Origin of the sequence: Rhizobium sp. S163 (assembly GCF_030380805.1) — a bacterium.
Taxonomy (GTDB): domain Bacteria; phylum Pseudomonadota; class Alphaproteobacteria; order Rhizobiales; family Rhizobiaceae; genus Rhizobium.
Genome location: NZ_JAUDSA010000034.1, coordinates 68,711 through 94,486, shown reverse-complemented (window position 1 = coordinate 94,486; position 25,776 = coordinate 68,711). Strand labels below are relative to the sequence as shown.

The following is a 25,776-nucleotide window of genomic DNA, read 5'->3' as shown; positions in this document are numbered from 1 at the left end:
TCATGCGTGTTTGGTTCATCACTGGTGCGTCGCGCGGTTTCGGCGCCCTTATCACCCAGGAAGCTCTCAATGCCGGCGATGCGGTCGTCGCCACGGCGCGCAATCCGAAAGGTCTGCAGGAAAAATTCCAGAATCATTCGAATCTGTTGACGGTCGCGCTTGATGTGACGGATGAAGCCTCGGCGCACGCCGCCGCCGAGCAGGCCGTCAAGCGCTTCGGCCGGATCGACATCCTGCTCAACAATGCCGGCTTCGGCCTGCTCGGTGCAGTCGAGGAAGCAACCAACGACGAGATCGAGAAGCTCTACGCGGCCAACGTCTTCGGCCTGCTTAAGGTGACGCGCGCGGTGCTGCCGCATATGCGCCGCCAGCGTTCCGGCCATATCCTCAACATCTCGTCGATCGGCGGCTATGTCTCACATGCCGGCTGGGGCGTCTATTGCTCGACCAAGTTCGCGGTCGAAGGACTGACGGAAGCGCTTGCCGCCGAGGTCGCGCCGCTGGGCATCAAGGCGACGGTCGTCGAGCCCGGCTTCTTCCGCACCGACTTCCTCGACGAAACCTCGCTGTCGGTCAGCCCAAGCTCGATCGCCGACTACGCCGAGACACCCGTCGGCGCGATGCGAGACTTTGCCGCCAGCCATAACCACCAGCAGCCAGGCGACCCTGCCCGCTTCGCCAAGGCGATGATCACGCTGGCGCATTCCGACAATCCGCCGCTGCGCATGCCCTTCGGCAGCGACACAGTGGCTGCGATCGAGAAGAAGAACGCAAGCGTTGCCGAGGAACTGGCCGCATGGCGGGAACTCGCGGTGTCGACGGACTTTCCCAAGGGGGAATGACGGTCCCCACCAAACGATACGCAACAAAAAAGCCGGAGCGATGCCCCGGCTTTTTTTCATTTCCCTGATCGGATGATCAGAACTTCATGCCGATACCGACCTTGACGCTGTGCTCGTCATAGCCGCGCGAGATGTTCGCGCCGCCGACGTTGAAGTCGTTCTTCTGGTAATCGGTGTAGCGGTATTCGATACGAGCCGTGATGTTGTTGGTCACCATGGCTTCGGCACCGGCGCCAACCGTGTAGCCCAGAGCGCTGTCGCTGTCAGAGCCAGCGGCGTTGCTGAACTTGTTCTTGGTGGCGGCCAGACCAGCCGTACCATAGAGCAGGAAGGGGTTCAGGTCGTAACCGATACGGCCGCGGATCGAGCCGTTGACTTCGTTCTTGGCAGTGCCGCCATCGACAGCGCCGTCAGCGCCGGAGTAGCCGATGTCACCTTCGACACCGTATACGATCTGGCCCTGCTGCCAGTTGTAACCGCTGTAGATCTGGCCGCCGAAAGCGCGAGCGTTATAGTCGTGAGCGAAGCCGCCCATGTTGTAGGTGCCGGCGCCACCGAGGTAGAAGCCCTGCCAGTTGCCGGTAGGCGCTACATCGTTCTGGGCGACCGGAGCTTCCGGGATCTGATCGACGGCATCGGCCGCGTAAGCAGCGGAAAAGCCACCAAGGGCAACGGTCGAAACCAACAGGCTAGCAATAAACGTACGCATACTCATCTCCTTATCGAACCCGCGCCCTTCATCAACTGTGTTAACGTGAAGCATTCGCGAGCAATTACGCATGTCCCTTTCGGATCGAGAGGGAAATTGATGCGCAAATGAGGATTTGGAAGAGCCAAAATGTGATTTGATTGTGGCTTAGCGGTGGCTGAAATTCGATGTTGCTTTATCGCAACAAACAATTCATTAACCCTAACCAAGCGTTAAATCATGAATACTTATTTTATCGAATTATATTCTTAAATAATACGCACAATATCCAAGTTCCGTGCGCAATCAAGACGCCTATTTATAAGATCTGATCGGCCGCCTATATAAGCACCGCAGAGATTTGCGGGATGAAGAGGCAGGATTTTGAGCGAGACAAGACTTCGAACAGCGTTGGTGACGGGCTCGGCCAAGAGAATAGGCCGGGCGATAGTCGAAGATCTTGCAGCGAGCGGCTTCTCGGTTGCGATCCACGCGAATGGTTCCATCGCCGAGGCGGAAAATTTTGCGGCGGAATTGCGGCGAGAGGGCAAAACCGCGATCGCGCTTCACGCCGATTTGAAGAATGTCGAGGCCACCAACGGACTGATAAAAAAGGCGTTTGAGGCGCTCGGACCGCTCGATTTGCTCGTCAACAACGCCTCGGCCTTCCATAATGATTCGGCGCACCACTTTGACGCGGCAGCCTGGGATGATCATTTCGCGCTGCACGTGCGCGCACCGTCGATATTGTCTGCCGCCTTTGCCGAACAGCTGCCCAAGAGTGCCGCGGGGCTGATCGTCAACATCATCGACCAGCGGGTTTGGGCGCTCAATCCGGGCTTCTATTCCTATACATTGTCCAAGGCGGCGCTGTGGACTGCGACGCAGACGATGGCGCAGAGCTTCGCGCCACGCATTCGCGTCAATGCGCTCGGGCCGGGGCCGACGGTTCGAAGTGCTAGACAGAGCGAAGAGGACTTCCAGCAGCAGGTCGACGGCCTTATCATGAAGGCGGGGCCGGGATTCGGCGAATTCGGACGGACGATCCGCTTCCTCTATGATACGCCCTCCATCACCGGCCAAATGATTGCCCTCGACGGCGGCCAGCATCTTGCCTGGCAGACGCCCGATGTGGCGGAGATTACGGAATGAATTCAAGGAAGCTGCCGGATGGCGGCGTTCTTTACGACGAAAATGACGAGACCGACGACGATATCGAGGTGGAAAGCGAAAGCTCTGCCTCGCCCGTTGGCGCGCCGGCTGCCTCTGCCATCGACTGGAACGAAGGCGGAAGCAACGAGACCGGGCTTGTCGGCGCCGACCTGATCGCGGAATTCGTCAAGCGGCTGCCGAACAGCCCCGGCGTCTATCGCATGTTCAACGAGGCCGGCGACGTGCTCTATGTCGGCAAGGCGCGCAGCTTGAAGAAGCGCGTGAGCAATTACGCGCTCGGCCGCGTGCACTCCAACCGCATCGCGCAGATGGTGCGGCAGACCGCGCATATGGAGTTCGTGACGACGAGGACCGAGATCGAGGCACTTCTGCTCGAAGCGAATCTGATCAAGCGGTTGCGGCCGCGCTTTAACGTGCTTTTGCGCGACGACAAGTCGTTTCCCTATATCCTGATATCGGGCGACCACCGCGCCCCTGCCATCCTGAAGCATCGCGGCGCGCGCGCCCGCAAGGGCGATTATTTCGGTCCATTCGCTTCGGCAGGCGCCGTCGGCCGCACGATCAATTCGCTGCAGCGCGCCTTCCTGATCCGCACCTGTACGGACAGCGTGTTCGAGACGCGCACTCGCCCCTGCCTGCTCTACCAGATCAAGCGCTGTTCGGCGCCCTGCACGCATGAGATCAGCGATGCGGGGTATGGCGAACTGGTGCAGGAGGCGAAGGACTTCCTTTCCGGTAAGAGCCAGAAGGTGAAGGCGCATATGGCGGACGCGATGAACCAGGCGGCCGAGGATCTCGATTTCGAGCAGGCCGCCGTCTATCGCGACCGTCTTGCCTCGCTGTCGCATGTGTCCAGCCACCAGGGCATCAACCCCGCCGGCGTCGAGGAGGCCGATGTCTTCGCGATCTATCACGAGGGCGGGATTTCCTGCATTCAGGTGTTCTTCTTCCGCACCGGGCAGAACTGGGGCAACCGCGCCTATTTCCCGAAGGCCGACCCGCAACTGACCGGCGCCGAAGTGCTGAGCGCCTTCCTGGCGCAGTTCTACGACGACAAGCCGGTGCCGAAGCAGATCCTGCTTTCGGAAACGGTGGACGAGATGGAGCTGCTCGCCGCAGCCTTCGCTGAAAAGGCAGGCCACAAGATTTCCGTGCTGGTGCCGCAGCGTGGCGAGAAGCGCGATCTGGTCGACCATGTCATGGGCAATGCGCGCGAAGCGCATGGACGCAAGCTTGCGGAGACCGCGTCGCAATCACGGCTGCTCGAAGGCTTCAAGGATACGTTCAAGCTTTCCTACGTGCCGCAGCGCGTCGAAATCTACGACAACTCGCATATCATGGGCACGAATGCCGTCGGCGGCATGGTGGTGGCGGGGCCGGAAGGCTTCGTGAAAAACCAGTATCGAAAGTTCAACATCAAATCGACCGACATCACGCCCGGCGACGACTTCGGCATGATGCGCGAGGTGATGACCCGGCGGTTTACACGTCTGCTCAAGGAAGAAGGCATCCCCGACAGGAGCCAGCCGGTCGCGGCAGTGGATGCCGCCGACATGCCCTTCCCCGCCTGGCCGGACGTGATCCTGATCGACGGCGGTCAGGGGCAGATGACGGCGGTGCGGGCGATCCTGGAAGAACTTGGGATCACCGATAGCGTCACCGCCATCGGCGTCGCCAAGGGTGTCGACCGCGATGCCGGGCGCGAGCGCTTCTTCTTGCCCGGCGGCGAAAGCTTCACGCTGCCGCCGCGCGATCCGGTGCTCTACTTCACCCAGCGCATGCGCGACGAGGCGCACCGGTTTGCCATCGGCTCGCATCGGGCGCGGCGCAAGAAGGAGATGGTCAAGAACCCGCTCGACGAAATCGGCGGCATCGGCCCATCACGCAAACGTGCGCTGCTCCAGCATTTCGGCACAGCCAAGGCGGTTTCGCGGGCGGCATTGTCGGATCTGATGGCCGTCGAGGGCATTTCGGAGACGGTTGCCAAGCAGGTTTACAATCATTTTCACGACGACGCCGCGAAATAGGTGGCGTCGGTCGCAAATTCCACGCAAAGGCAGCGAAAAAACAGAAAGAATGTTGACGCTTTGCGGTCAAAGCCGTCATCTACGGACGTATCAAACCAGAGACAGATTTCATGGCATCGCGCGCATACAATATCCCCAACCTGCTGACCTACGGCCGCATTCTTGCGGTTCCGCTCATCGTCCTGTGCTTCTTCGTCGAAGGAAAACTGTCGATCAGCAATACGGCCCGCTGGGTTGCGCTGTGGATCTTCGTCATCGCGTCGATCACCGACTTTCTTGACGGCTACCTCGCCCGCATCTGGAACCAGACGTCGAACATCGGCCGCATGCTCGACCCGATCGCCGACAAGCTGCTGGTCGCCTCGATCCTTCTGCTCGTGGCCGCGGACCAGACAATCGCCGGCTGGTCGATCTGGGCCGCCATCACCATCCTTTGCCGCGAGATCCTGGTCTCGGGCCTGCGCGAATATCTCGCGGCGCTGAAGGTCAGCGTGCCGGTAACTCGTATCGCCAAGTGGAAGACCACGGTGCAGCTGGTGGCAATCGCCTTCCTGCTCGCGGGACCGGCCGGCGACGAAATCTTCCCCTACACCACGATGACCGGCATCGGGCTTCTGTGGCTCGCCGCCATCCTGACGATCTATACCGGCTATGATTACTTCCGCGCCGGCATCAAGCACATCGTGGAAAACGACGAATGACCAAGCTCATCTATTTCGCCTGGGTGCGTGAGCGGATCGGCAAGGCCGAGGAAGACATTGCTCTACCTGCTTCCGTCGTCACCGTCACCGATCTTCTCGATCACCTGAAGACGCTTGGCGAGGAATACGAGACCTCCTTGCAGTTTCCCGACGTGATCCGCGTCGCGCTCGACCAGGAACATGTCGAGCACGACGAGCCGATCGGCGACGCCCGGGAGATCGGCATTTTCCCGCCGATGACGGGCGGATGACCACCTCCCCCACCGTCCGTGTCCAACGCGAGGATTTCGACCTGCAGGCCGAAGTCGATCTGTTGAGCAAGGGAAAGCCGGGTATCGGCGCCGTGGTCACCTTCTCCGGCCTTTGCCGCGACGAAGGCGGGACGCTTGATGCGCTGGAGCTCGAGCACTATCCTGGCATGGCCGAGGCGGAGATGACGCGGATCGCCGAGATGGCGATCGAGCGCTTCAAGCTCAATGGCCTGACCGCCATTCACCGCTACGGAAAGATCGCGGCGGGCGAGAACATCGTGCTCGTCATTGCGGCCGCGCCGCACCGCCAGGCCGCCTTCGACGGCGCGAATTTCGTGATGGACTTTCTCAAGACTTCCGCACCCTTCTGGAAGAAGGAGCACGGCAAGGACGGCGTTGCGCGGGAATGGGTCGAGGCCAAGGGCCACGACGATGCCGCGCGCGACAAATGGAAGTGACTACGGGATCACCCGTTCACGCCGGCTGAGCACCAGCAGAAGCACAAGCAGCGAAAAGACCACGAAGTCGCGCCAGATGAACGGGCCGTAAGCGGTCCACAGCGTCTCGACCAGACCGAGACCGGCAGCACCGCCCGCCGATTTCAGCGGGTCCGAGTAACCGCCGACGGCAGCCACCATCAGGACCTTCAGCCCGAACATCAGCCCGGCGCCGAAATCCATCGTGCCGTAATAGGCGGTCGAGAGGATGCCGCAGAGCGTCGCCATCAGGACGGCGGCGGCATAGGCCGCGAGGAAGACGCTGGTGGCGCTGACGCCGCAGAGTTCGGCGGCTTTCGGATCATCCGTGACCGCGCGCCAAGCGCGGCCCCAGGACGTTCGCCTCAGGATCACGGCGCCGATCGCCACGAAGCCGCACATCAGCGCCGTGTTGATCAGTTGCATCTCGGTCAACACCGCCTCGAAGCCGGCGTTCTGCCAGAAGATGACATGGCCGTTCAGAAACGGCGACAGCCACAGGCTGCGGGTGTCGGATGCCAGGCGCGCCGTCTCCATCAGGACGATGGTGACGCCAAGTGCCGCGACGATGACCGTGTTCGAGGACTGACGCACCAGCGGCAGCATGACGGAGCGGCCGATCCAGACCCCCGCCCCCATCGCGTAAACCAACGAGGCCGCAGCACCGAGCGCGAGTGCCGCGGGCAGGACCAGCCAAAGCTTGTTGTAGCCGAAATCGGTGAAGAGCAGCAGGATCTGGCCGGAAAAGGCGAAGAGCGCGCCATAGGTGATGTCGGGGCGCTTGGTGACGCCGAAGGCGACCGCATAGCCGAAGGCAAGCGCGGCATAGAGAGCCGCCAGCGGCACCGCATTCGCCAATTGCTGCAAGAGATAGGCCATCGACATATCCTATTTCCACGAAATCATAACTGGCAAAATTGCTTTTACCAGTTATATTTTACCGATGACCTTCTCGTGGACCCCTCACCGCTTCTCGGGCGGCGCGCTCGCATTCGATGTCGCCAACAGCGTCGTGCTGCGGCACGACGAAACGCGCCGTATCGATCGCTTTGCCGTTGATGCGCAGCTGCATGCCTTTCCGCAGGCGGCGGCGAATTTCTGTGCCGAGCGGGCGATTTTCGGGGACGTCGCGCCGGCTTCGCCTGGTGACAGACCTGCGTTCATTGCGCTGCGCGAGGCGACCGATCGCTATTTCCGTGACCGCGTGCTGTTGGGCGGCAGCGATGAACTACTGGCGGAGTTGCTGGACACGGTAGCGGTCGTGCTGAGCGGTAGCTCGGGTGCCGCCGGAATCGATCGGGCCACGGCGCATTCTGTGCTGAGGCTGATCGCCTCGCCGGAGCCGGAGCGAATGAAGATCTGCGGCAATTGCGGCTGGCTGTTTCTCGATCGCAGCAAGAACAGGAGCCGGACATGGTGCGACATGGCGGTCTGCGGCAATCGCGCCAAGGCGATCAAGCACTATCGGCGCCGGAAAGAGGAGAACGGGTCATGAAAGCGCTTGGAGCGGCCGTGATGTCGGCGATGCTGGTGCTTGCCGGATGCCAGCGCGAGAGCGATACGCTGGTGCAGGTCAGCGGCCATATCTTCGTGTTCAACTACCGCATCGCGATCGCGACCTATCTGGTGACGCTGAGCAAGAAGGCACCGCTGCCTGAGGGGGCGGTGGCGATCGCCGAGTTCGAGAACCCGGCAGGCGGTGCGCCGCTTGTGATCAACGAGAAGATCTTCCCGGCGTGGGAGAAGATCAGCCTGCAAAGTCCGCCCATCCATTGCGTGAAGAAGGACAGGCCCTACGCCGTGAGCATCCGGTTGGTCGATGCCACCGGAAAAGAGCTGCAGAGCCTGAAGACGACGGTCACATCCGATGTCGATCAGTCGATCATGCCCGGCAAGCCGCTGGTGGTGGGGCCGCTCTACACCAAGAACCCTGAGGTCTTCAAAGCGGATGGGACCGTCGATTACGACAGCGCCGACACCTGCCCCAAGACGTGAAAAAGCCCGGCGCGGTGGCCGGGCTTTCTGAGTCATTTCAAAAGGTTCAGCCGTGAGGCTGAGCTTTTGAATCAGCCGACGATTTCGGTTTCTGCGAACCAGTAAGCGATTTCCTGAACAGCGGTCTCAGGAGCGTCCGAACCGTGAACCGAGTTTTCGCCGATCGACAGAGCGAACTGCTTGCGGATCGTGCCTTCGTCAGCGTTGGCAGGGTTGGTAGCGCCCATGATTTCGCGGTTCTTCAGGATGGCGTTCTCGCCTTCCAGGACCTGAACGATGGTCGGGCCGGAGGTCATGCCGTCAACCAGTTCGCCGAAGAAGGGGCGTTCCTTGTGAACGGCGTAGAAGCCTTCAGCTTCGCGCTTGGACATCCATACGCGCTTGGAGGCGACGATGCGCAGGCCGTTGTCTTCGAATACCTTGGTGATGGCGCCGGTCAGGTTGCGCTTCGTTGCGTCCGGCTTGATCATCGAGAAGGTGCGTTCAATCGCCATTGTAATAATCCTCATTCATCGGGGAAAAGTGGGCGGTGTTTACCCGTCCGATAGGCTGAAAACAAGGGGGCTGCGCGAATTTCACGCGTCCGTCACAGAGCGGGACAGTTTGGTGCGAGGCGATGACGGAAATTCATGAAGCCATCAGCACCATTGCTGGCAAAGCTCCATAGGATAGAACGGATAACGAGATGGAGGGCAAAATGCAGAAGCAATATGCGATGTTTGCGGATTACAACCGCTGGGCCAACGGGCTGGTCTATGCGGCGGCCTCGGAACTGACGGATGCCGAATACCGCGAAAACCGCGGCGCCTTCTTCGGCTCGCTCAACGCAACGCTGAACCACATCCTGTCGGCCGACCGCATCTGGATGAAGCGCTTCACCGGGTCCGGCGACGCGCCGACGACGCTCGACAGTATCCTCTATGACGACCTCGCTGGCCTGCGTGCCGCGCGTGAGCGGGAGGATCGCAGGATCAGCGACTGGGTCGATACGCTTAATGCCGAGGCGCTCGCGGGTACGTTCACCTATACCCCTGTCACCCGCCCCGGCGCGATCACCCAGCCTCTGTGGCCGGCGCTGTCGCATTTGTTCAACCACCAGACGCATCATCGCGGCCAGTGCCACATGACGCTGACCTCGCTCGGCAAGCCCAGCCTGTCGCTCGATCTCAGCTATTTCCTGCACAGCGACGGCAAGCGCTGGCTGAGCGCATGACGGAAACGCGGCATTAACCGCGTTGGCGAAATACCGGAAATGGTTTTACTCGGCAAAGGTGCAAATTCAGCCCATCTTAAATAGTCCGGTGCATAGGGGAGAGAACGAGGCCGGACAGGGCCGACGAGCGAGGAGTGCAACATGGCAAGTTCAGCATCAAGCCCGCAGGCTCAACGCGAGACATCCCGTCCGGCTCCGGTCACGGATATCCAGCGGATCAGCCAGCACATGACGCGCCTCGGCGTTTCCGGCCTGCCACGCAATTACGAACTTTTTCATGAGGCCATCGTCGGCCAGAACGCCGCCCTTGCCCAGGATATCGCCTCGCTCGGCGCTGCACCCCGGCAGCCATCGCTCGATGAACTCGGCCTCAAATATCGCCTCGTCAGCCATTGCGGACTGGTCGGAGAGACCTCGCAGGCCGAGATGAGCAAGATGATGCGCGATGCCGTCGAGCGCCTGACATCGGGCGTAAAGCAGAAGCAGAGTTTCATGCGGGCGGCGGAAGCCGCGCTTAAATCGATCACCGGTAGCCCGGACCAGAGCCTCTCCTCTTTCATGAGCGAGATGGAGTTCCTGTCGACGTCGCTCGCCGGCCTCCTGACTGCCGAGACCGATCTTGAGACCAAGCTGCGCCACGACGTCGACCGGATGGAAGCGCTCGAGCGCGGCGTTGCCGCTGCTCAAACGGCGTCCTCGACCGACCGCCTCACCGGCCTTCCCAACCGCACCGCGCTGAACAAGACCGTGCTCGATCTCTATGAGCGCGAGGAAGGCTCGGCCGGAAGCGCGCTGATCATGATGGATATCGACGACTTCAAGGCGCTGAACAGCCGCTACGGCACGCAGACCGGCAGCCGTCTTTTGAAGAAGCTTGCCGACCTGTTTCGCAAGTCGATCAAGAAGCACGACTTCGTGGCCCGCACCGATGGCGACGAGTTCACCTTCCTGTTCGCCAATGTCGGCATGCAGGAGGCGATGGCGATCGCCGAACGCCTGCGCAATTCCGTGGAAGAAAACGTGGTCTTCGCGACCTCGGAAGCCGGACAGAACGCCAAGCTGACGGTGTCGCTCGGCGTTGCCCTGAGTGCCGATGCCGCGACCGCCTCGCAGCTGCAGGCCAATGCCCGTATCGCGCTGCATGCCGCCCAATCGAACCGACGCCTGCCGGTACAGGCATTCGGGCGCTGAGAGGCCTCTTCAAGCTCTTGCGCTGATCGCGGCTTTCGGCCAAAACGCCGGGCATGATCACGATTAGCGATATCTCCGCCCGCATTGCCGGCCGCCTGCTCCTCGACCATGCCAGCGTCTCGCTGCCCGCGGGCACGAAGGCTGGCCTTGTCGGCCGCAACGGCGCCGGCAAGTCCACTCTCTTTCGCATCATCACCGGCGATCTCGGGGCTGAGACCGGCTCGATCACGATCCCCAAGAATGCGCGGATCGGCCAGGTCGCCCAGGAGGCGCCGGGCACGGAAGATTCGCTGATCGAAATCGTGCTGTCCGCCGACAAGGAACGCGCCGCATTAATGGCGGAAGCGGAGACGGCCAGCGATCCGCACCGCATCGCCGAGATCCAGATGCGCCTTGTCGATATCGACGCGCATTCGGCCGAAGCGCGCGCAGCCAGCATCCTGTCCGGCCTCGGCTTCAGCCAGGAAGCGCAGGCGCGGCCGGCATCGTCATTCTCAGGCGGATGGCGCATGCGCGTGGCGCTGGCCTCGGTGCTCTTTACCGAGCCCGACCTGCTCCTGCTTGACGAGCCGACCAACTATCTCGATCTCGAAGGCACGCTCTGGCTCGAGGATTATGTCCGACGCTATCCGCACACGGTGCTGATCATCAGCCACGATCGCGACCTCCTGAACAATGCCGTCAACTCGATCGTGCATCTCGACCAGAAGAAGCTGACCTTCTATCGCGGCGGCTACGATCAGTTCGAGCGGCAGAAGGCGGAAGCCGACGAGCTGCAGACCAAGGCCAAGGCGAAGAACGACGCGGCGCGCAAGCATCTGCAGAGCTTCATCGATCGTTTCAAGGCGAAGGCCTCCAAGGCCCGGCAGGCGCAGAGCCGTGTCAAGGCGCTGGAGCGCATGGGCACGGTGGCCTCGGTCATCGAGGATCACGTGCAGCCGATCACATTCCCCGAACCGGAAAAGCAGCCCGCCTCCCCGATCGTCGCCATCTCGGGCGGCGCTGTCGGCTATGAGCCGGGCAAGCCGATCCTCAAGGGGCTCAACCTTCGCATCGACAATGACGACCGCATCGCGCTTCTCGGCTCGAACGGCAACGGCAAATCGACCTTCGCGAAGTTCATCTCCGGCAGACTTTCGGCCGAAAGCGGCGAAGTGAAGCTGGCGCCGAGCCTGAAGATCGGCTTTTTCGCCCAGCACCAGCTCGACGATCTGATCCCCGACCAATCGCCGGTCGAGCATGTGCGCCGGCTGATGCCGGAAGCGCCGGAGGCCAAGGTGCGGGCCCGCGTCGCGCAGATGGGGCTGGCGACGGAAAAGATGGCGACGGCCGCCAAGGATCTGTCCGGTGGCGAAAAGGCACGCCTGCTGATGGGTCTTGCCGCCTTCCATGCGCCGAACCTGCTCATTCTCGACGAACCGACCAACCATCTCGACATCGACAGCCGCCGGGCGCTGATCGAGGCTCTGAACGACTATGACGGCGCCGTGATCCTGATCTCGCACGATCGCTACCTGATCGAGGCCACCGTCGACCGGCTGTGGCTGGTCAACAATGGCACGGTCACCACCTTCGAAGGCGACATGGACGAGTACCGCGACCTGATCGTCGCCTCCGGCAAAAAAAAAGACGAAAAGCCGCAAGTGACTGAGGAGACGGCGACCAAGGCGGACCAGCGCAAGCTCAACGCCGACCGGCGCGCCTCGCTCGCCCCTCTCAAGAAAAAGATCAACGAAATCGAATCCTTGACGGGGAAGCTGGAGAAACTGATTCAGGGGCTTGATGCGGAACTTGCGGATCCGGTGCTCTACGAAAAGGCGCCGGCGAAGGCCGCGGAGAAGGCAAAGCAGCGCGGCGAAGCGGCCGCCAAGCTGGCCGCCGCCGAAGAGCAATGGCTGGAGCTTTCGTCCGAATACGAAGAGGCTATAGCCGGATAGCCACAGTCTTTATTCGAGCGCTTCGAAATTAACATTTGTTAGCGCGCGAACGGTCGAAAGAAACCGATCGTTAACCATAATCATCAAGGTTGTCTCAACATTCATTACTGATTTGTTGAGACACTCTTCATGCATCGTTTCGCTTTTTACTCCGGTCTTATTCTGTGCGCCGCCGCCCTCGCCGGCTGCCAGACTACAAAGCAGCCCGCGCCCGACAAGACGATCAAGACCTCGTCGATCGTGGCGCCCGAAGGCAAGCAGGACACGATCGGTAGCGATGCGGCCGAGCAGCCGCGCGCACGTGGGTTCGGCAAACAGCACCATCTCGCCGGCCGCACCATGACCGTTTCGTCGATCCACGATATCCGGCTGCAAGACAAGGAAGTCATTCTCAGCTTCGACGACGGCCCGATCCCCGGCCGCACCGACCGCGTGCTGGCGACGCTCGACGAGTTTGGCGTCAAGGGCGCCTTCATGATGGTCGGCGAGATGGCGGCGCTGCATCCCGAACTCGCCCGCAAGGTTGCGATGGACGGAAATGCGATCGGCAGCCACACCTACAAGCACGACAACTTGGCCTCGCTGACCTTCGACATGGCGATGGCGGAAGTCATGCGCGGCGAAGCGGCGGTGACGAAGGCCACGGGTGTCGAGGTCAACTTCTTCCGCTTCCCCTACCTCGCCGACAGCCACAAACTGCGCGCCGCGATCGCCATGCGGGATATGATCGTGATGGACGTGGATGTCGACAGCAAGGACTATTTCAACACGACGCCCGTCGCCGTGACAAAACGCACGCTCGACCTTCTCCACAAGCGCGGACGCGGCATCATCCTGATGCACGACATCCACAATCGCACGGCAACCATGCTCCCCACCCTGCTCACCAAGCTCGAGGCCGAGGGCTACAAGGTGGTGACGCTGAAATTCAAGAAGCCGGCCGCGCCGACCGTTATGGCGTCGCTTTAAATCGACTGCGGAATTCGAGGTTCACGGCAGACGCCGGCGCTTGCCCGCCGGCGTCTTTCTGTTAAAACAAGCGCCCAATAATCATACTTTTGAGCGAAACACCGAAGCGAGCCAACAGCATGTCACCCATCAACCTCGCCATCGTCGGCGTCGGCAAGATCGTCCGCGACCAGCACCTTCCCTCCATCGCCAAGAATCCGGATTTCAACCTGATCGCCACGGCGAGCCGTCACGGCACCGTCGATGGCGTCCAGAGCTTTACAGCGATCGACGCGATGCTCGACGCCGTGCCCGAGATCGACGCGGTGTCGCTGTGCATGCCGCCGCAGTATCGCTATGAGGCCGCGCACAAGGCGCTTTCGGCCGGCAAGCACGTGTTCCTTGAAAAGCCCCCGGGCGCGACGCTGAGCGAAGTGGCCGATCTCGAGGCGCTGGCAGCCTCCAAGGGTGTCTCGCTATTTGCCAGCTGGCATTCGCGCTATGCGGCGGCCGTAGAGGCTGCCAAGTCCTTCCTCGCGTCAACGACCATCGAAAGCGTTCACGTCGTCTGGAAGGAAGACGTGCGCCAGTGGCACCCGAATCAGGATTGGATCTGGCAGGCCGGCGGCCTTGGCGTGTTCGATCCCGGCATCAACGCTCTGTCGATCGTCACGCACATCCTGCCGAAGGCGATCTTCCTGACGAGCGCAACGCTGGAGTTCCCCGAGAACCGCGACGCGCCGATCGCAGCCGATCTGCACTTCAAGAACGCCGATAACGTGCCCGCGCATGTCGAATTCGACTGGCGCCAGACCGGCAAGCAGAGCTGGGATATCTTCGCCGAGACGTCAGCAGGCAAGATGGTTCTTGCCGAAGGCGGCTCGAAGCTGTCGATCAACGGCGAACTGAAATTCGAGGCGCCGGAAGAGGAATATCCTTCGCTCTATCGCCGCTTCGCGGAGATCGTCAAAGCCGGCAAGTCCGACGTCGACCTCGCACCGCTGCGCCACGTCGCCGATGCCTTCATGCTCGGCCGCCGCAAGTTCGTGGAAGCCTTCCACGATTGATTCGAAATTGCCGAACCTCGTGATACAGTAAGGTCATCTTGGGTATCTCAGAGGTTCGGCATGCGCGACGATGAAGCTTTCGGTCTAGGCTTGAAAAACCTGACGGTATCGCTCTCCGACGCAAATGCCTTATGGCATGAGGCCTATGAAGAAGAGGCCGAGGCGATCCGCCAGGCGCTCGGCGACACCGTTATCGACATCCAGCATGTCGGCAGCACATCGATTCCCGCTATCAAGGCCAAGCCGATCATCGACATCATGGTCGGCATTCGCTACTTCGCCGATGGCCCCGCCTGCGTCGGCGCGATGGAGAGCATCGGCTACGATTATGCCGGCACCGATCTCGTTCCTGATGACCACATCTTCGGGCGCGGCATCAAGGGCGAGACAAGGACGCATCTGGTGCATGTCGTGGAATATCGCGGCGAGAACTGGAACCGCATGCTGGCGTTTCGCGATGCGCTGCGCGCCGACCCCGATCTCGCCCGCGCCTATGAACAGCTGAAAATCGACCTCGCCGGCACGCATGCGGCAAGCCGGGCGGAGTATACCCGAGCCAAGCACGATTTCATCGAGAAGGTGGTCAAGGATGCGGGCATCGGCTGATCCCGCCAGCGTCTGTCTCGGCTAGGCCTTCTTTTCCCAGCGCCCTTCGGGCGTCTGCTGCCAATATGTGAGGCTATGCCCCTCGCCTTTCAGCTTCTTCCACTGCGCGCGTGCACCTTCGAGCTGCTCCTGGTCATAGCCATCGAACATGAAGACGACTCGCTCATAGGGATCGAGCGGAGGCGGTTCGGCGCCGGCGACGATGAACCGGACAGTGGCGCCGTTGATGTTGTCGTCAGCGACGGTCAGGAGAACCGGCTGATTGCCGGCGAGCTCGCCCTCATCCGTGCCATGCGGCAGGAAGCTGTCTTCGCGAAAGGTCCAGAGATGCGCATCGAGCGCATCCCTGTGAGTCGCTTCCTTCATCTGAACCGCAACGCGCCAACCGCGCTCGACGCTTTTGTCGAGCAGTGGCGGAAGCGCGTCTTCCAACTTGGATTCAGTCAGATGGTAGAACAGGACCTCGGTCATGATTCGTAGTTGGCGCGCACCAGCTGATCGAGCAGCCGCACGCCATAGCCGGAACCCCAGGACTGGTTGATCTCGTCGAGCGGCGAGCCCATGGCGGTGCCGGCGATATCGAGATGCGCCCAGGGCGTCTCGCCGACGAAGCGGCCGATGAAATGCGCCGCCGTGGTCGAGCCGGCATGGCGACCGCCGGTGTTCTTCATGTCAGCGAACTTGCTGTCGATCATCTTGTCGTATTCCTTGCCCAGCGGCATGCGCCAGAGGCGCTCGTGGGTCTCGGTTCCAGCCGCGATCAACTCACCCGACAGCTTGTCGTCGTTGGAAAACAGGCCGGCTTGGATATTGCCCAGCGCCACGAGAATCGCACCCGTGAGCGTCGCGAGATCGATCATGAACTTGGGCTTGAAGCGATCGTTGCAATACCAGACGGCGTCGCAGAGCACGAGGCGGCCTTCGGCATCGGTGTTGATGACCTCGATGGTCTGGCCGGACATGGAGGTGACGATATCGCCGGGCCGCTGTGCGTTGCCATCAGGCATATTCTCGACCAGGCCGATGATGCCGACGACGTTCGCCTTGGCCTTGCGGGCGGCCAGGACATGCATGAGGCCGGTGACGGCGGCAGCACCGCCCATGTCGCCCTTCATGTCTTCCATGCCGCCGGCGGGCTTGATGGAGATGCCGCCGGTATCGAAGACGACGCCCTTGCCGATGAAGGCCAGCGGCGCATCGCCGCTCTTGCCGCCCTTCCACTGCATGACAGCCAAGCGCGGCGGGCGTACGGAGCCCTGAGCGACGCCGAGAAGCGCGCCCATGCCGAGCTTGCCCATTTCCTTTTCCGTCAGGATCTCGACCTCGACGCCAAGCTTCTCGAGTTCCTTGGCCTTGGCGGCGAACTCGACCGGGCCAAGCACGTTGGCCGGCTCGTTGACGAGGTCGCGCGCCAGATTCACGCCATCGGCAACCGCCTGCGAGACCTCGAAAGCCTTGGCGGCCTCAGATGCCTTTGCGGTTACGATGCGGACCTTGATGGGCGCGCTGCCGTCCTTGCTGTTGCTGTCGTCGTCCGACTTCTTCGTCTTATAGCTATCGAAGCCATAGGCGCGCAACATCATGCCGAGCGCGAAGTCGGCGGCCTGCGTGGCGGTGACATACACGCCGGGCGCGTCCACAAAGATCGTCACATCCGTCGTGTTCTTGATCTTCGAGGCGGCAGCACCACCAGCCTTCAGCCAATCGAACGAAACCAGGGCGTCGGCCTTGCCGAGACCGATGACGAAGATGCGCTCGGCCTTCGATCCCTCGGGCGCCACGATATCGAGCGCGCCGGCGAGCTTGGCCGAGAAGGCGGCGATCTTGGCGGCCTTGGCCACCACGCCCGATGGGTCGGCGACACTTGCGCCGGCGGCTAGATCCTGCCCCTTGGCCTGCAACAGAATGGCGTATCCACCGGCAATTTCGGCAGAGTTTTCAAACGAGATATCGAATTTGGCTGACATGTCTTCTCCAGTGGGATCGTTTTAAATCCTCTTGCCCGATCATTCAGGTTTTCACCACTGAAGACAAGTCTTTGTCGCGGCCATCACGTTCAGGATCGCGGGAGTTGCGTCAACAAAGCGTCATGGATGACGACTATTGATCCCAGCGAATTGACAGGATGAGGATCGGTCTTGAACTCCATATTGAAGGCTTTCAGTCCGACTGCCATACGCGGCGCGGATTACAGCGCCCCCGACATCTTCAAAGTCCTTCTCATCACCTGGTTCGCGCTGCTCGTCATTTTCAATCTGTTTCCACAGATCGACCAAGAAATCTCAGCGCATTTCTTCACCCGTGAAGCCTGCAATGTCGGCGTTTCGCTTCGCGAGGTCTGCGGGCACTTTCCCTATCGCCAGGAATTCACGCTGCAGGTCCTGCGTACGCTTTTCCTGCGTCTTCCCTACATCGCCGCGTTTGTGCTGCTGTGGAAGCTCATCGATTGCTATGGCCATTTCGGCGCCACCTTCGACGCCGAGCGCGCGCGCAGGCTGAAGATCGCCCTCGGTTCGTTGATCGCCGGTCCGATCGTTCTCGTCAACTTCATCCTCAAGGACCATTGGGGGCGCCCTCGTCCATTTTCCACAACCGATTTCGGCGGCGCGCTCGACTTCGTTCCGGCGGGGTCGACAGCGGGCAAATGCCTGTCCAACTGTTCTTTCGTTTCAGGCGAAGCGGCCGGAGCGGGCTGGCTGCTCTGTCTTCTCTTCATCATGCCGCGCGCGTCGCGACGCGCGCTATTTTTGCCGCTGGCCACGATTTCGTTACTGGCGCCGGCATTGCGTCTGGCCTTCGGCGCGCACTATCTGTCCGACGTCATTCTTGGATGGTTGTCATCCTTCGTTGTTTTTGCCGGCATCCTGGCGCTGACCGATTCGCCACAGCGGGAAAAAAAACTGAAAATTGAATGAATTTTCGACGGTAGCTTGTCGCAAAAGCAAACCAAAAAGCGTAGATGGTTTTCGCTGCGTGGCGGCAAGAATTCGCGAAGAGCGTTCAAGGGCGTGCATGAAACTGCTTGAAACATACATATTGCGGCGCGTGGGCCAGATGTTTCTCGTCGCCCTGTTGCCCGTGCTCGCGATCATCTGGACGACGCAGGTGCTTCAGCGCATCAATCTGGTGACGGATAGCGGCCAGTCGGTCGGCTCGTTCGCCAAGCTCGCCACGCTTATCCTGCCTTCGATCATTCCCGTCGTCCTGCCCTTCGCGCTGGTTATCGGCGTCACGCAGACGCTGACGACGATGAACAACGATTCGGAGCTAGCCGTTATCGATGCCGCCGGCGCGCGCCGCAGCATCATCTGGCGCCCGATCATCATTCTCGCCGCCGTCATCAGCGCCTTCTCCTTCTTGGTCGACAACGTCGTCGAACCGAAAGCAAAGACCGGTGCAAGGCAAATGATTGCAGCGGCTTACGCCGATCTGCTCTCAACCGTGATTGAAGAGAAGAACTTCCGCCAGATCGATACCGGCCTCTATGTGCAGATATCCGAGCGCCTCGCCGGACGCGTGCTCAAGGGCCTGTTCGTCGTGGACGAACGCGACCCGGCGTTCCAGCTGATCTACTATGCCCGCGAAGGCGCTGTGGACGAAAAGGGCACGTCGCTGATCATGCATGATGGCGAGGTCCACCGGAAAACCACGACCGGCGACGTATCCATCATCCGCTTCGATTCTTATTCGTTCGACCTCTCCGACCTCACGCAGAACCGCGGCCAGTCGACGCTGCGCGCGTCCGACCGCGAGCTGCCGTTCCTGCTCAATCCCGATCCTGCGGACAAGGATTATATCGCCAAACCCGGCAGCTACACTGCAGAGCTTCACAGGCGCCTGACCGACTGGATGCTTCCGCTTGTCTTTTCGCTGATTTCGCTTGCGATTGCCGGCGATGCGCGCTCGCATCGCGAGGCACGGCTGCACCCGATGGTATCGGCACTGGTTCTCGCGTTTGCGGTTCGATGGGCGACATTCTACGCCGCCAACCAGATCGAAACGAAACCGATATTCATCGGCATCCTCTACGCCCTGCCGCTTGGGATCAGCGCGTTGGCGATTGTTTCGCTGGTTTCGCATAAACGAATCTCGCTGCTTGGCTTCATCGGCAACTGGATCGCCATCGGCTGGCGCAAGCTGCAGCAGCGCTTCCCCCGCTCGGCCGGAGGTGACGCATGATTTTCGGTACGCTTGGCCGCTACTTCTTCCGCCGTTATGCAACGACGGCGATGTGGTTCTTCCTCGGTGTCATCGGCATCGTCTACCTCGTCGATTTCAGCGAGACCGCGAGCCGCATGTCCGGCCTGCCCGGCTATACTGTCACCGGCGGATTGCTGATGACCGCCGTGCGTCTGCCGCTCATCCTGCAGCAGACGGTTCCCTTCATCGCACTTTTCGTCGGCATGACCGTGCTGATCGGCCTCAATCGCAAATACGAACTGGTCGTGACGCGCGCCGCCGGCATTTCCGCTTGGCAGTTCATGTCGCCTTTCATCGCTGGTGCGTTTCTGCTCGGCATCGGCGTGATGACGATCCTCAATCCGCTTGCGGCATGGGGTCAGAGGCAGGCAGCCAGCGTCGAAAGCAATTGGCGCGGCGATGCAGGCGCCTCGAAGGGCGGCCCTCAGGTGCCGTGGATCCGCCAGATTAGTGGTCAGGACGATGTCATCATCGGTGCGCGAAGCGTTCTCGAGGACGGAACGCTGCTCGTCGACGCGGTGCTGGTGCACTTCGATTCGAGCAATCACATCGCGCTCAGACAGGACGCGGCGTCCGCAAAATTGGAAGATGGTTACTGGCTTCTTAAGAACGTTATCGAGCGTCGCCCCGGCGAAATCGCTCAGCGTAAGGATGAGGTACAGGTCCGTACCAATTTGAAACGGGATTTCGTGGAACAGAGGCTTACCGCCCCTGAAACCATTGCATTTTTTGATCTCTCGAACCGAATCAACATTGCCAAATCCTTCGGGATTCCGACCAAGGCTCTTGAGACTCAATTCCACTCTTTGTTGTCCCAACCATTGTTGCTCGTGGCGATGACTCTCATTGCTGCAACAGTGTCCCTAAAATTTAGCCGGTTCAACCAATCGAGGTCCGTGATTCTGGGTGGCATCCTGGCAGGCTTCGTGCTTTATGTGGTCACCGTGCTTGTGAAAGCATTCGGAAGCAGTGGGGTTGTCCCGCCTTTCGTGGCGACGTGGATTCCGGTCATCGTCGCCTTGGCTTTGGGTGCAACAATTCTGCTTCATCAGGAGGATGGCTAGTGGCGGCAGGCAACCGCAAAAGTGTTCGTAAGCAGTTGGTTGCCCTGTTCGCAGGCGTAGCCCTGTGCGGCTATACCGGCAACGTGCCCGTTGCTATCGCTCAAGACGCTTTGCAAAACATGAAGCCCAATGTTTCGAAGGAAGCCAAGATGCTTCTTTTGGCCAATGAGCTCGTCTATAACAAAGACGCTGAGGTCGTTTCGGCCGTAGGTGGCGTGCAGATCAATTACGCCGGCTACAAGATGGTCTCGCAGCGGGTCGAGTACAATCAGAAGACCGGCCGGATGATGGCGCTCGGCAATGTCGAGCTCGTCAGCCCCGACGGCACGCGCATGTATTCCGACAAGCTCGACGTCACCGATGACTTCGCGAACGGTTTCATCAATTCGCTCCGAATCGAGACACCCGACAACACGCGCATCGTCGCCGAAACCGGCGAGCGGGTCGGTGGGACCGAGATGATTCTCAACAAGGGCGTCTACACCGCCTGTCTGCCCTGCGCGGAAAAGCCCGAGAAGCCGCCTTTCTGGCAGGTGAAGGCCGAACGCGTCATCCAGAACGGCGAGAAGCACACTATCCGCCTCGAGCACGCACGCATGGAGCTTTTGGGCCATCCGATCGCCTATGTTCCGTGGCTCGTCGTTCCCGACAATACCGTAAAGCGCAAATCGGGCTTCCTGTTCCCGAGCTTCGTGAGCGCGCAGAATCTTGGATTCGGCCTGTCCGTCCCCTACTACTACGTGATCTCGCCCAGCATGGACGCGACGGTGACGGGTACCGGGTATACGACGCAAGGCTTCCTAGCCGACGCCGAATTCCGCCAGCGCTTCGAGAACGGTACGCACACCTTGCGTATGGCTGGCATCAACCAGATGAATTCCAGCCAGTTCACTGAAGGAACCAGCGACGCGCAGAACGATGCTCGCGGCATGATCGCCTCGAAGGGAGCGTTCCAGATCAACCCTCGTTGGGCTTTCGGCTGGGATGTAATGGTGCAGAGCGACAACAACTTTGCGCGCACCTACAAACTCAAGGGCTACGACAACTCGACGCAGACCAACCAGATCTACCTGACCGGTCTCGGGAAGCGGAACTACTTCGACCTGCGCTCCTTCTATTTCGATGTACAGGACGCCGATCCGTCGAACACCGCCGAGAAGAAGCAGGCGATCGTCTATCCGGTGATGGACTACCACTACGTGGCGCCTCAGCCGCTCGCCGGCGGCGAGGTCTCGGCCGACGTGAACTTCACCAACCTCTCGCGCGGGCATGACGACTTCTACGATGTCGCCGGCTTTGATCGCTATCGTGGCCTTAGCGGCCAGACGTCGCGCCTGACGGGTGAACTGACGTGGAAGCGTACGTTCGTGACGCCTGCAGGCGTTCTGATCACGCCGCTGCTTTCGGCCCGTGGCGACGCGCTGTCGCTCAACATGGACGACCCGGCCGGCTACGGCGGCAACTACGACACGAGCGATGCTGCAACACGCGGCATGGTGACGGCTGGCCTCGAGATGCGATATCCGATCCTGGCCACGACCGACAACAGCACGCACGTGTTCGAGCCGATCATGCAGATCTACGCCCGTCCGAACGAATCGCTGGCCGGCAGACTGCCGAACGAAGACGCGCAGAGCATGGTCTTCGACGCGACCAATCTGTTCGAACGCGACAAGTTCTCCGGTTACGACCGTATCGAAGGCGGTACGCGCGCGAATATCGGCTTCCAGTACACCGGCACGTTCGACAACGGCTACAAGCTGCATGGCATCTTCGGACAGTCCTTCCAGTTGGCCGGCCAGAATTCGTTCGACACGGCTGACCTCGTGAACGTCGGCGCCGATTCCGGCCTTGAAAACACGCGGTCCGACTATGTCGGTCTCGGTGGCATCGAAACGCCGCAGGGCTTTTCCTTTGCCGCTTCGTACCGTCTCGACGAGAAAAGCCTCGAGCTTCGCCGCGGCGACCTGACGGCCGGCTTCCAGACCGACACGTTCCAGAGCCAGCTTCTCTACACGCATCTCTCCGCGCAGCCGGAATATGGCTACGACACGGATAATGACGAACTCCAGACGCGCGCTCAGATCAAGTTCAAGGACTACTGGTCGATCTTCGGCGGTATCGCATACGATCTGAACAACAACACGTTCACGCGCCAGACCATCGGCCTTACCTATGAGGACGAGTGCACGATCTTCACCATCGCCTACTCCGACAAGCGCGACACCAGCGACCAGTCGGCAAGCGATTGGACGATCGGCGCGAGGCTGACATTCCGTACGCTTGGCGACATCAATCTCGGTGATGCCAGCGATCTCGGATACGGTAACATCTACAACAACTGATCGATTTTGTAGCACGGCGAAAGAAAGGAGCCTTTCTTTCGCCGTAACGCTATGCAGGACATTGTGGCCATTGGATATATGCGGCATATGCTGCTGCGTCTCGAAGGCAGCAACGCTGACGTTATCTCGGTAAGATAGGCGCGCCGCGACGCGAAGCGCGGCGTTAATGGGAAGGGTCGACAGATGATTGGCGCGAAGAACACCGTAAGAACGATGATCGCAGGCTTGGCGTTCGCCACTGTCGCGGGCTTGGCACTGCCGAAGGCCAACATGGCCTATGCCGCGAGCGAAGTCCGAGTGGTCGTCAACGGCACGGCTCTGACCAGCGGTGACGTGGCCAAGCGTCAGGCCTTCCTGCGCCTGCAGCACCAAAAGGCGGATGCCAAGGCTGCTGAAGACCAGCTTATCGAGCAGACGTTGAAGGAACAGGAAATCTCGCGCGTTCGCATGTCGGTGTCCAAGGACGACGTCGATGCTTCCTTCGCGCGCTTCGCCACCGGCAACAAGCTGACGCCTGCGCAGATGACGCAGATCCTCAACCAGGCCGGCGTCGGCGTCGATCACTTCAAGGCATTCATTGCCGTGCAGATGAGCTGGCCGCGCCTTGTGAACGCCCGTTATGGCAACAGCAACAAGATGTCGAACGCCGACCTCGTTGCCCGCATGATGGAAAACAACAAGCAGAAGCCTGAGACAACCGAATATATTCTGCAGCAGATGATCTTCGTCGTGCCCGCCAGCAAGAAGGGTATCGTCGGTAAGCGCAAGAGCGAAGCGGAAGCCTCGCGCTCGAAGTATCCGGGCTGCGAACAGGCCAAGGTTTTCGCCGCCACGATGCGTGACGTTTCCGTTCGCGACCTCGGCCGCATGCTGGCGCCGGAACTGCCGCCTGAGTGGAAGCCGCTTGTCGAACAGGCCAAGGGCAACACGACCGCGACGCGCGTCACCGAAAAGGGTGTCGAGTATCTGGCGATCTGCAGCCAGCGTCAGGTTTCCGATGACCAGGCGGCCGAAATGGTCTTCCGCGAAGAAGACCTGAACAAGGCAAAGGACAAGAACGCTCCGCCGGAAAACGCCAACGCTACCAAGTATCTCGACGAACTGCGCAAGAAAGCGCAGATCGTTCGCCGCTGATGTCGATGACGCTCGCGTTCTCCCGCCCGCTTGCTTTGAGCCAGGGCGATCCCGCCGGGATCGGCCCTGACGTCACATTGATGGCTTGGCTGCGCCGCCGCGAGCTTGGCCTGCCGCCTTTTATTTTCATCGGTGATCCTGATGTCCTTGCCACCCGCGCACGGATGCTGGATTTGACCGTTGCCATCCGCGAGACGGATTGCGCCGGCGCGATCGACGTCTTCGCCGATGCCCTTCCCGTTCTGCCGATCCCCGCAGGCGTCGAGGTCACCGCCGGCGAAGCCCACGTGGCCACAGCCAGAGGAACGATCGCCGCAATCGAGCAGGCTGTGTCGCTGACGATCGGCGGTGAAGCGCTCGGCGTCGTCACCAACCCGATCGCCAAGTCCGTCCTCTACGAGAGCGGCTTCCGTTTTCCTGGCCATACCGAGTTTCTGGCCGAGCTTGCGAAACGTGCAACCGGCACGCCTGTGACGCCCGTCATGATGCTCGCCGGGCCGAAGCTGCGGGCGATCCCTGTTACAATCCACATCCCGATCAAGGATGTGCCGCAGGCGCTGACGGCAGAGCTCATCGTTGAGACCTGCCGAATCGCACATGCCGATCTCGTAGAGCGTTTCGGCATCGCCAACCCGCGCCTTGCCGTTGCGGGGCTCAATCCGCACGCCGGCGAAGACGGCGCCATCGGCAAGGAAGACGCCAGCGTCATCCACCCCGCGATCCAGTTCCTGCGCGCCGAGGGTATCGATGCAATCGGCCCCCTGCCCGCAGACACCATGTTCCATGACGAAGCGCGTGCGCGCTACGACGTCGCGGTCTGCATGTATCACGATCAGGCTTTGATCCCGGCCAAGGCGCTCGGCTTCGACGATGCCGTCAACGTGACGCTTGGCCTGCCCTTCATCCGCACATCGCCCGACCACGGCACCGCCTTCGGCATCGCCGGCAAGGGGCTGGCGCGCGAGAGCAGCCTGGTTGCCGCCTTGAAGCTTGCCGGGCATCTCGGTCGCGCCTCCAAGAGCAATTCCTGATGGCCGCACTCGACGGATTGCCGCCGCTGAGCGACGTCATCAGGCGGCATGGTCTCGATGCGCGCAAGGCGCTCGGGCAGAACTTCATTCTCGACCTCAACCTCACGCAGAAGGTGGCGCGCAACGCAGGCCCTCTCGAAGACGCGACGGTGTTCGAGGTCGGCCCCGGTCCCGGCGGCCTGACGCGGGCGATCCTGGCGCTCGGGGCCAAGAAGGTTATCGCCGTCGAGCGCGATCCGCGTTGTCTACCGGCGCTTGCCGAAGTGGCCGCGCACTATCCCGGCAGGCTCGAGGTGATCGAAGGCGACGCCTTGACCACTGACTTCGAGGCGCTGGCGCCTGAGGGGCCGGTGAAGATCATCGCCAACCTTCCGTATAATGTCGGAACCCAACTCCTGGTGAACTGGTTGCTGCCGAAGCAGTGGCCGCCGTTCTGGCAATCGCTGACGCTGATGTTCCAGAAGGAAGTGGGCTTGCGTATCGTCGCCGATCAGGAAGACGATCACTATGGCCGTCTCGGTGTGCTCTGTGGTTGGCGTACGAACGCGCACATGGCGTTCGACATCCCGCCGCAGGCCTTCACGCCTCCGCCGAAGGTCACCTCGACGGTGGTGCATCTGACGCCGAACGAGAACCCGATCCCCTGCTCCGTTGCCAATCTCGAAAAAGTGACCCAGGCAGCATTCGGACAGCGCCGCAAGATGCTGCGACAGAGCCTGAAGCCGATCGGCGGCGAGAAGCTGCTCGAAAAGGCCGGCATCGATCCGCAGAGACGCGCTGAGACGCTTTCCGTCGAAGAGTTCTGCCGTCTGGCAAACAGCCTCTGACGCCCTGCTTTCGGGCAAACAGCGCGCTTTTCTCAAACGACTACCGTGTTGCTTATCGCG

The 25,776-nt window shown here is 60.9% G+C and carries 26 protein-coding genes; 21 read left to right on the top strand and 5 right to left on the bottom strand.

The annotated features are described in order from the left end of the window. Positions 1–2 precede the first annotated feature (2 nt). The gene (locus QTL96_RS23860; protein WP_289729458.1) at positions 3–842 is read left to right on the top strand and encodes an oxidoreductase; all 840 of its coding nucleotides are present in this window, start codon (positions 3–5) and stop codon (positions 840–842) included. Between the two features lie 76 nt (positions 843–918). On the opposite strand, the gene QTL96_RS23855 is transcribed toward QTL96_RS23860, so the two are convergent. Continuing rightward, complete coding sequence (locus QTL96_RS23855; RefSeq protein ID WP_026283045.1) at positions 919–1,551, bottom strand: outer membrane protein; 633 nt, start codon at positions 1,549–1,551, stop codon at positions 919–921. Between the two features lie 363 nt (positions 1,552–1,914). Between QTL96_RS23855 and QTL96_RS23850 the strand changes: the two genes are divergently transcribed. From QTL96_RS23850 to QTL96_RS23830, 5 genes are all read left to right on the top strand, one after another. Then, on the top strand, positions 1,915–2,682 hold the full coding sequence (locus tag QTL96_RS23850) for an SDR family oxidoreductase (protein ID WP_209233132.1): 768 nt from the start codon (positions 1,915–1,917) through the stop codon (positions 2,680–2,682). Next, the gene (gene uvrC / locus QTL96_RS23845; protein ID WP_289729457.1) at positions 2,679–4,730 is read left to right on the top strand and encodes an excinuclease ABC subunit UvrC; all 2,052 of its coding nucleotides are present in this window, start codon (positions 2,679–2,681) and stop codon (positions 4,728–4,730) included. The genes QTL96_RS23850 and uvrC overlap by 4 nt, the downstream gene beginning before the upstream one ends. Before the next feature lie 110 nt (positions 4,731–4,840). Beyond that, positions 4,841–5,431, top strand: a complete 591-nt coding sequence (gene pgsA, locus QTL96_RS23840) for a CDP-diacylglycerol--glycerol-3-phosphate 3-phosphatidyltransferase (protein ID WP_018898724.1) — start codon at positions 4,841–4,843, stop codon at positions 5,429–5,431. Then, entirely contained in the window at positions 5,428–5,682 is a 255-nt protein-coding gene (gene moaD, locus QTL96_RS23835) for a molybdopterin converting factor subunit 1 (protein WP_289729456.1), read from the top strand. Before pgsA ends, moaD begins: the two co-directional genes overlap by 4 nt. Continuing rightward, positions 5,679–6,140 carry a molybdenum cofactor biosynthesis protein MoaE gene (locus QTL96_RS23830; RefSeq protein ID WP_289729455.1) on the top strand — a complete coding sequence of 154 codons (462 nt, stop codon included), beginning with the start codon at positions 5,679–5,681 and terminating at the stop codon, positions 6,138–6,140. The genes moaD and QTL96_RS23830 overlap by 4 nt, the downstream gene beginning before the upstream one ends. Here the strand turns inward: QTL96_RS23830 and QTL96_RS23825 are convergent, their stop codons facing one another. After that, positions 6,141–7,037, bottom strand: coding sequence for a branched-chain amino acid ABC transporter permease (locus tag QTL96_RS23825; protein WP_289729454.1), 897 nt, complete (start codon positions 7,035–7,037; stop codon positions 6,141–6,143). It lies immediately after the preceding gene. 64 nt (positions 7,038–7,101) lie between these two features. Between QTL96_RS23825 and QTL96_RS23820 the strand changes: the two genes are divergently transcribed. Both QTL96_RS23820 and QTL96_RS23815 read left to right on the top strand, forming a co-directional pair. After that, positions 7,102–7,653 (top strand): CGNR zinc finger domain-containing protein, encoded by a 552-nt coding sequence (locus tag QTL96_RS23820; protein WP_289729453.1) that lies wholly within the window; start codon positions 7,102–7,104, stop codon positions 7,651–7,653. Continuing rightward, positions 7,650–8,153, top strand: a complete 504-nt coding sequence (locus QTL96_RS23815) for a hypothetical protein (protein ID WP_289729452.1) — start codon at positions 7,650–7,652, stop codon at positions 8,151–8,153. The genes QTL96_RS23820 and QTL96_RS23815 overlap by 4 nt, the downstream gene beginning before the upstream one ends. 71 nt (positions 8,154–8,224) lie before the next feature. On the opposite strand, the gene ndk is transcribed toward QTL96_RS23815, so the two are convergent. Further along, complete coding sequence (gene ndk, locus QTL96_RS23810) at positions 8,225–8,647, bottom strand: nucleoside-diphosphate kinase (protein WP_289729451.1); 423 nt, start codon at positions 8,645–8,647, stop codon at positions 8,225–8,227. A 203-nt stretch (positions 8,648–8,850) separates the two neighbouring features. Here ndk and QTL96_RS23805 point away from each other — a divergent pair, with 203 nt between their 5' ends. The 6 genes from QTL96_RS23805 (at position 8,851) to QTL96_RS23780 (ending at position 15,115) form a co-directional block, all read left to right on the top strand. Next, positions 8,851–9,366: a DinB family protein gene (locus QTL96_RS23805; protein ID WP_289729450.1), complete on the top strand. Its 516-nt coding sequence runs from the start codon at positions 8,851–8,853 to the stop codon at positions 9,364–9,366. Between the two features lie 141 nt (positions 9,367–9,507). Further along, positions 9,508–10,557: a GGDEF domain-containing protein gene (locus tag QTL96_RS23800; RefSeq protein WP_289729449.1), complete on the top strand. Its 1,050-nt coding sequence runs from the start codon at positions 9,508–9,510 to the stop codon at positions 10,555–10,557. A 53-nt stretch (positions 10,558–10,610) separates the two neighbouring features. After that, positions 10,611–12,494: an ABC-F family ATP-binding cassette domain-containing protein gene (locus QTL96_RS23795; protein WP_289729448.1), complete on the top strand. Its 1,884-nt coding sequence runs from the start codon at positions 10,611–10,613 to the stop codon at positions 12,492–12,494. Positions 12,495–12,623: 129 nt separating this feature from the next. Continuing rightward, positions 12,624–13,463 carry a polysaccharide deacetylase family protein gene (locus QTL96_RS23790; RefSeq protein WP_289729447.1) on the top strand — a complete coding sequence of 280 codons (840 nt, stop codon included), beginning with the start codon at positions 12,624–12,626 and terminating at the stop codon, positions 13,461–13,463. A gap of 119 nt (positions 13,464–13,582) precedes the next feature. Then, positions 13,583–14,509: a Gfo/Idh/MocA family oxidoreductase gene (locus QTL96_RS23785; RefSeq protein ID WP_289729446.1), complete on the top strand. Its 927-nt coding sequence runs from the start codon at positions 13,583–13,585 to the stop codon at positions 14,507–14,509. Between the two features lie 60 nt (positions 14,510–14,569). Then, entirely contained in the window at positions 14,570–15,115 is a 546-nt protein-coding gene (locus QTL96_RS23780) for a GrpB family protein (protein ID WP_112980259.1), read from the top strand. Between the two features lie 21 nt (positions 15,116–15,136). Here the strand turns inward: QTL96_RS23780 and QTL96_RS23775 are convergent, their stop codons facing one another. Both QTL96_RS23775 and QTL96_RS23770 read right to left on the bottom strand, forming a co-directional pair. Further along, positions 15,137–15,586, bottom strand: coding sequence for a DNA polymerase III subunit chi (locus QTL96_RS23775; protein WP_047513301.1), 450 nt, complete (start codon positions 15,584–15,586; stop codon positions 15,137–15,139). After that, on the bottom strand, positions 15,583–17,082 hold the full coding sequence (locus QTL96_RS23770) for a leucyl aminopeptidase (RefSeq protein WP_289729445.1): 1,500 nt from the start codon (positions 17,080–17,082) through the stop codon (positions 15,583–15,585). The genes QTL96_RS23775 and QTL96_RS23770 overlap by 4 nt, the downstream gene beginning before the upstream one ends. A gap of 171 nt (positions 17,083–17,253) precedes the next feature. Here QTL96_RS23770 and QTL96_RS23765 point away from each other — a divergent pair, with 171 nt between their 5' ends. The 7 genes from QTL96_RS23765 to rsmA all read left to right on the top strand — a co-directional run bounded on the left by QTL96_RS23765 (position 17,254) and on the right by rsmA (position 25,716). Beyond that, positions 17,254–18,030 (top strand): phosphatase PAP2 family protein, encoded by a 777-nt coding sequence (locus tag QTL96_RS23765; protein WP_289729444.1) that lies wholly within the window; start codon positions 17,254–17,256, stop codon positions 18,028–18,030. A 97-nt stretch (positions 18,031–18,127) separates the two neighbouring features. Next, positions 18,128–19,294: an LptF/LptG family permease gene (locus tag QTL96_RS23760; RefSeq protein WP_289729443.1), complete on the top strand. Its 1,167-nt coding sequence runs from the start codon at positions 18,128–18,130 to the stop codon at positions 19,292–19,294. Further along, a complete protein-coding gene (lptG, locus tag QTL96_RS23755) occupies positions 19,291–20,379 on the top strand; it encodes an LPS export ABC transporter permease LptG (protein ID WP_112973534.1) in 1,089 nt (362 codons plus the stop codon). The genes QTL96_RS23760 and lptG overlap by 4 nt, the downstream gene beginning before the upstream one ends. Beyond that, positions 20,379–22,724: an LPS-assembly protein LptD gene (locus QTL96_RS23750; RefSeq protein WP_289729442.1), complete on the top strand. Its 2,346-nt coding sequence runs from the start codon at positions 20,379–20,381 to the stop codon at positions 22,722–22,724. Before lptG ends, QTL96_RS23750 begins: the two co-directional genes overlap by 1 nt. 183 nt (positions 22,725–22,907) lie before the next feature. Beyond that, positions 22,908–23,858: a peptidylprolyl isomerase gene (locus tag QTL96_RS23745; protein ID WP_289729441.1), complete on the top strand. Its 951-nt coding sequence runs from the start codon at positions 22,908–22,910 to the stop codon at positions 23,856–23,858. A 5-nt stretch (positions 23,859–23,863) separates the two neighbouring features. Then, entirely contained in the window at positions 23,864–24,889 is a 1,026-nt protein-coding gene (gene pdxA, locus QTL96_RS23740; RefSeq protein ID WP_289729505.1) for a 4-hydroxythreonine-4-phosphate dehydrogenase PdxA, read from the top strand. Then, the gene (rsmA, locus tag QTL96_RS23735; protein WP_112941319.1) at positions 24,889–25,716 is read left to right on the top strand and encodes a 16S rRNA (adenine(1518)-N(6)/adenine(1519)-N(6))-dimethyltransferase RsmA; all 828 of its coding nucleotides are present in this window, start codon (positions 24,889–24,891) and stop codon (positions 25,714–25,716) included. Before pdxA ends, rsmA begins: the two co-directional genes overlap by 1 nt. Positions 25,717–25,776 lie beyond the last annotated feature (60 nt).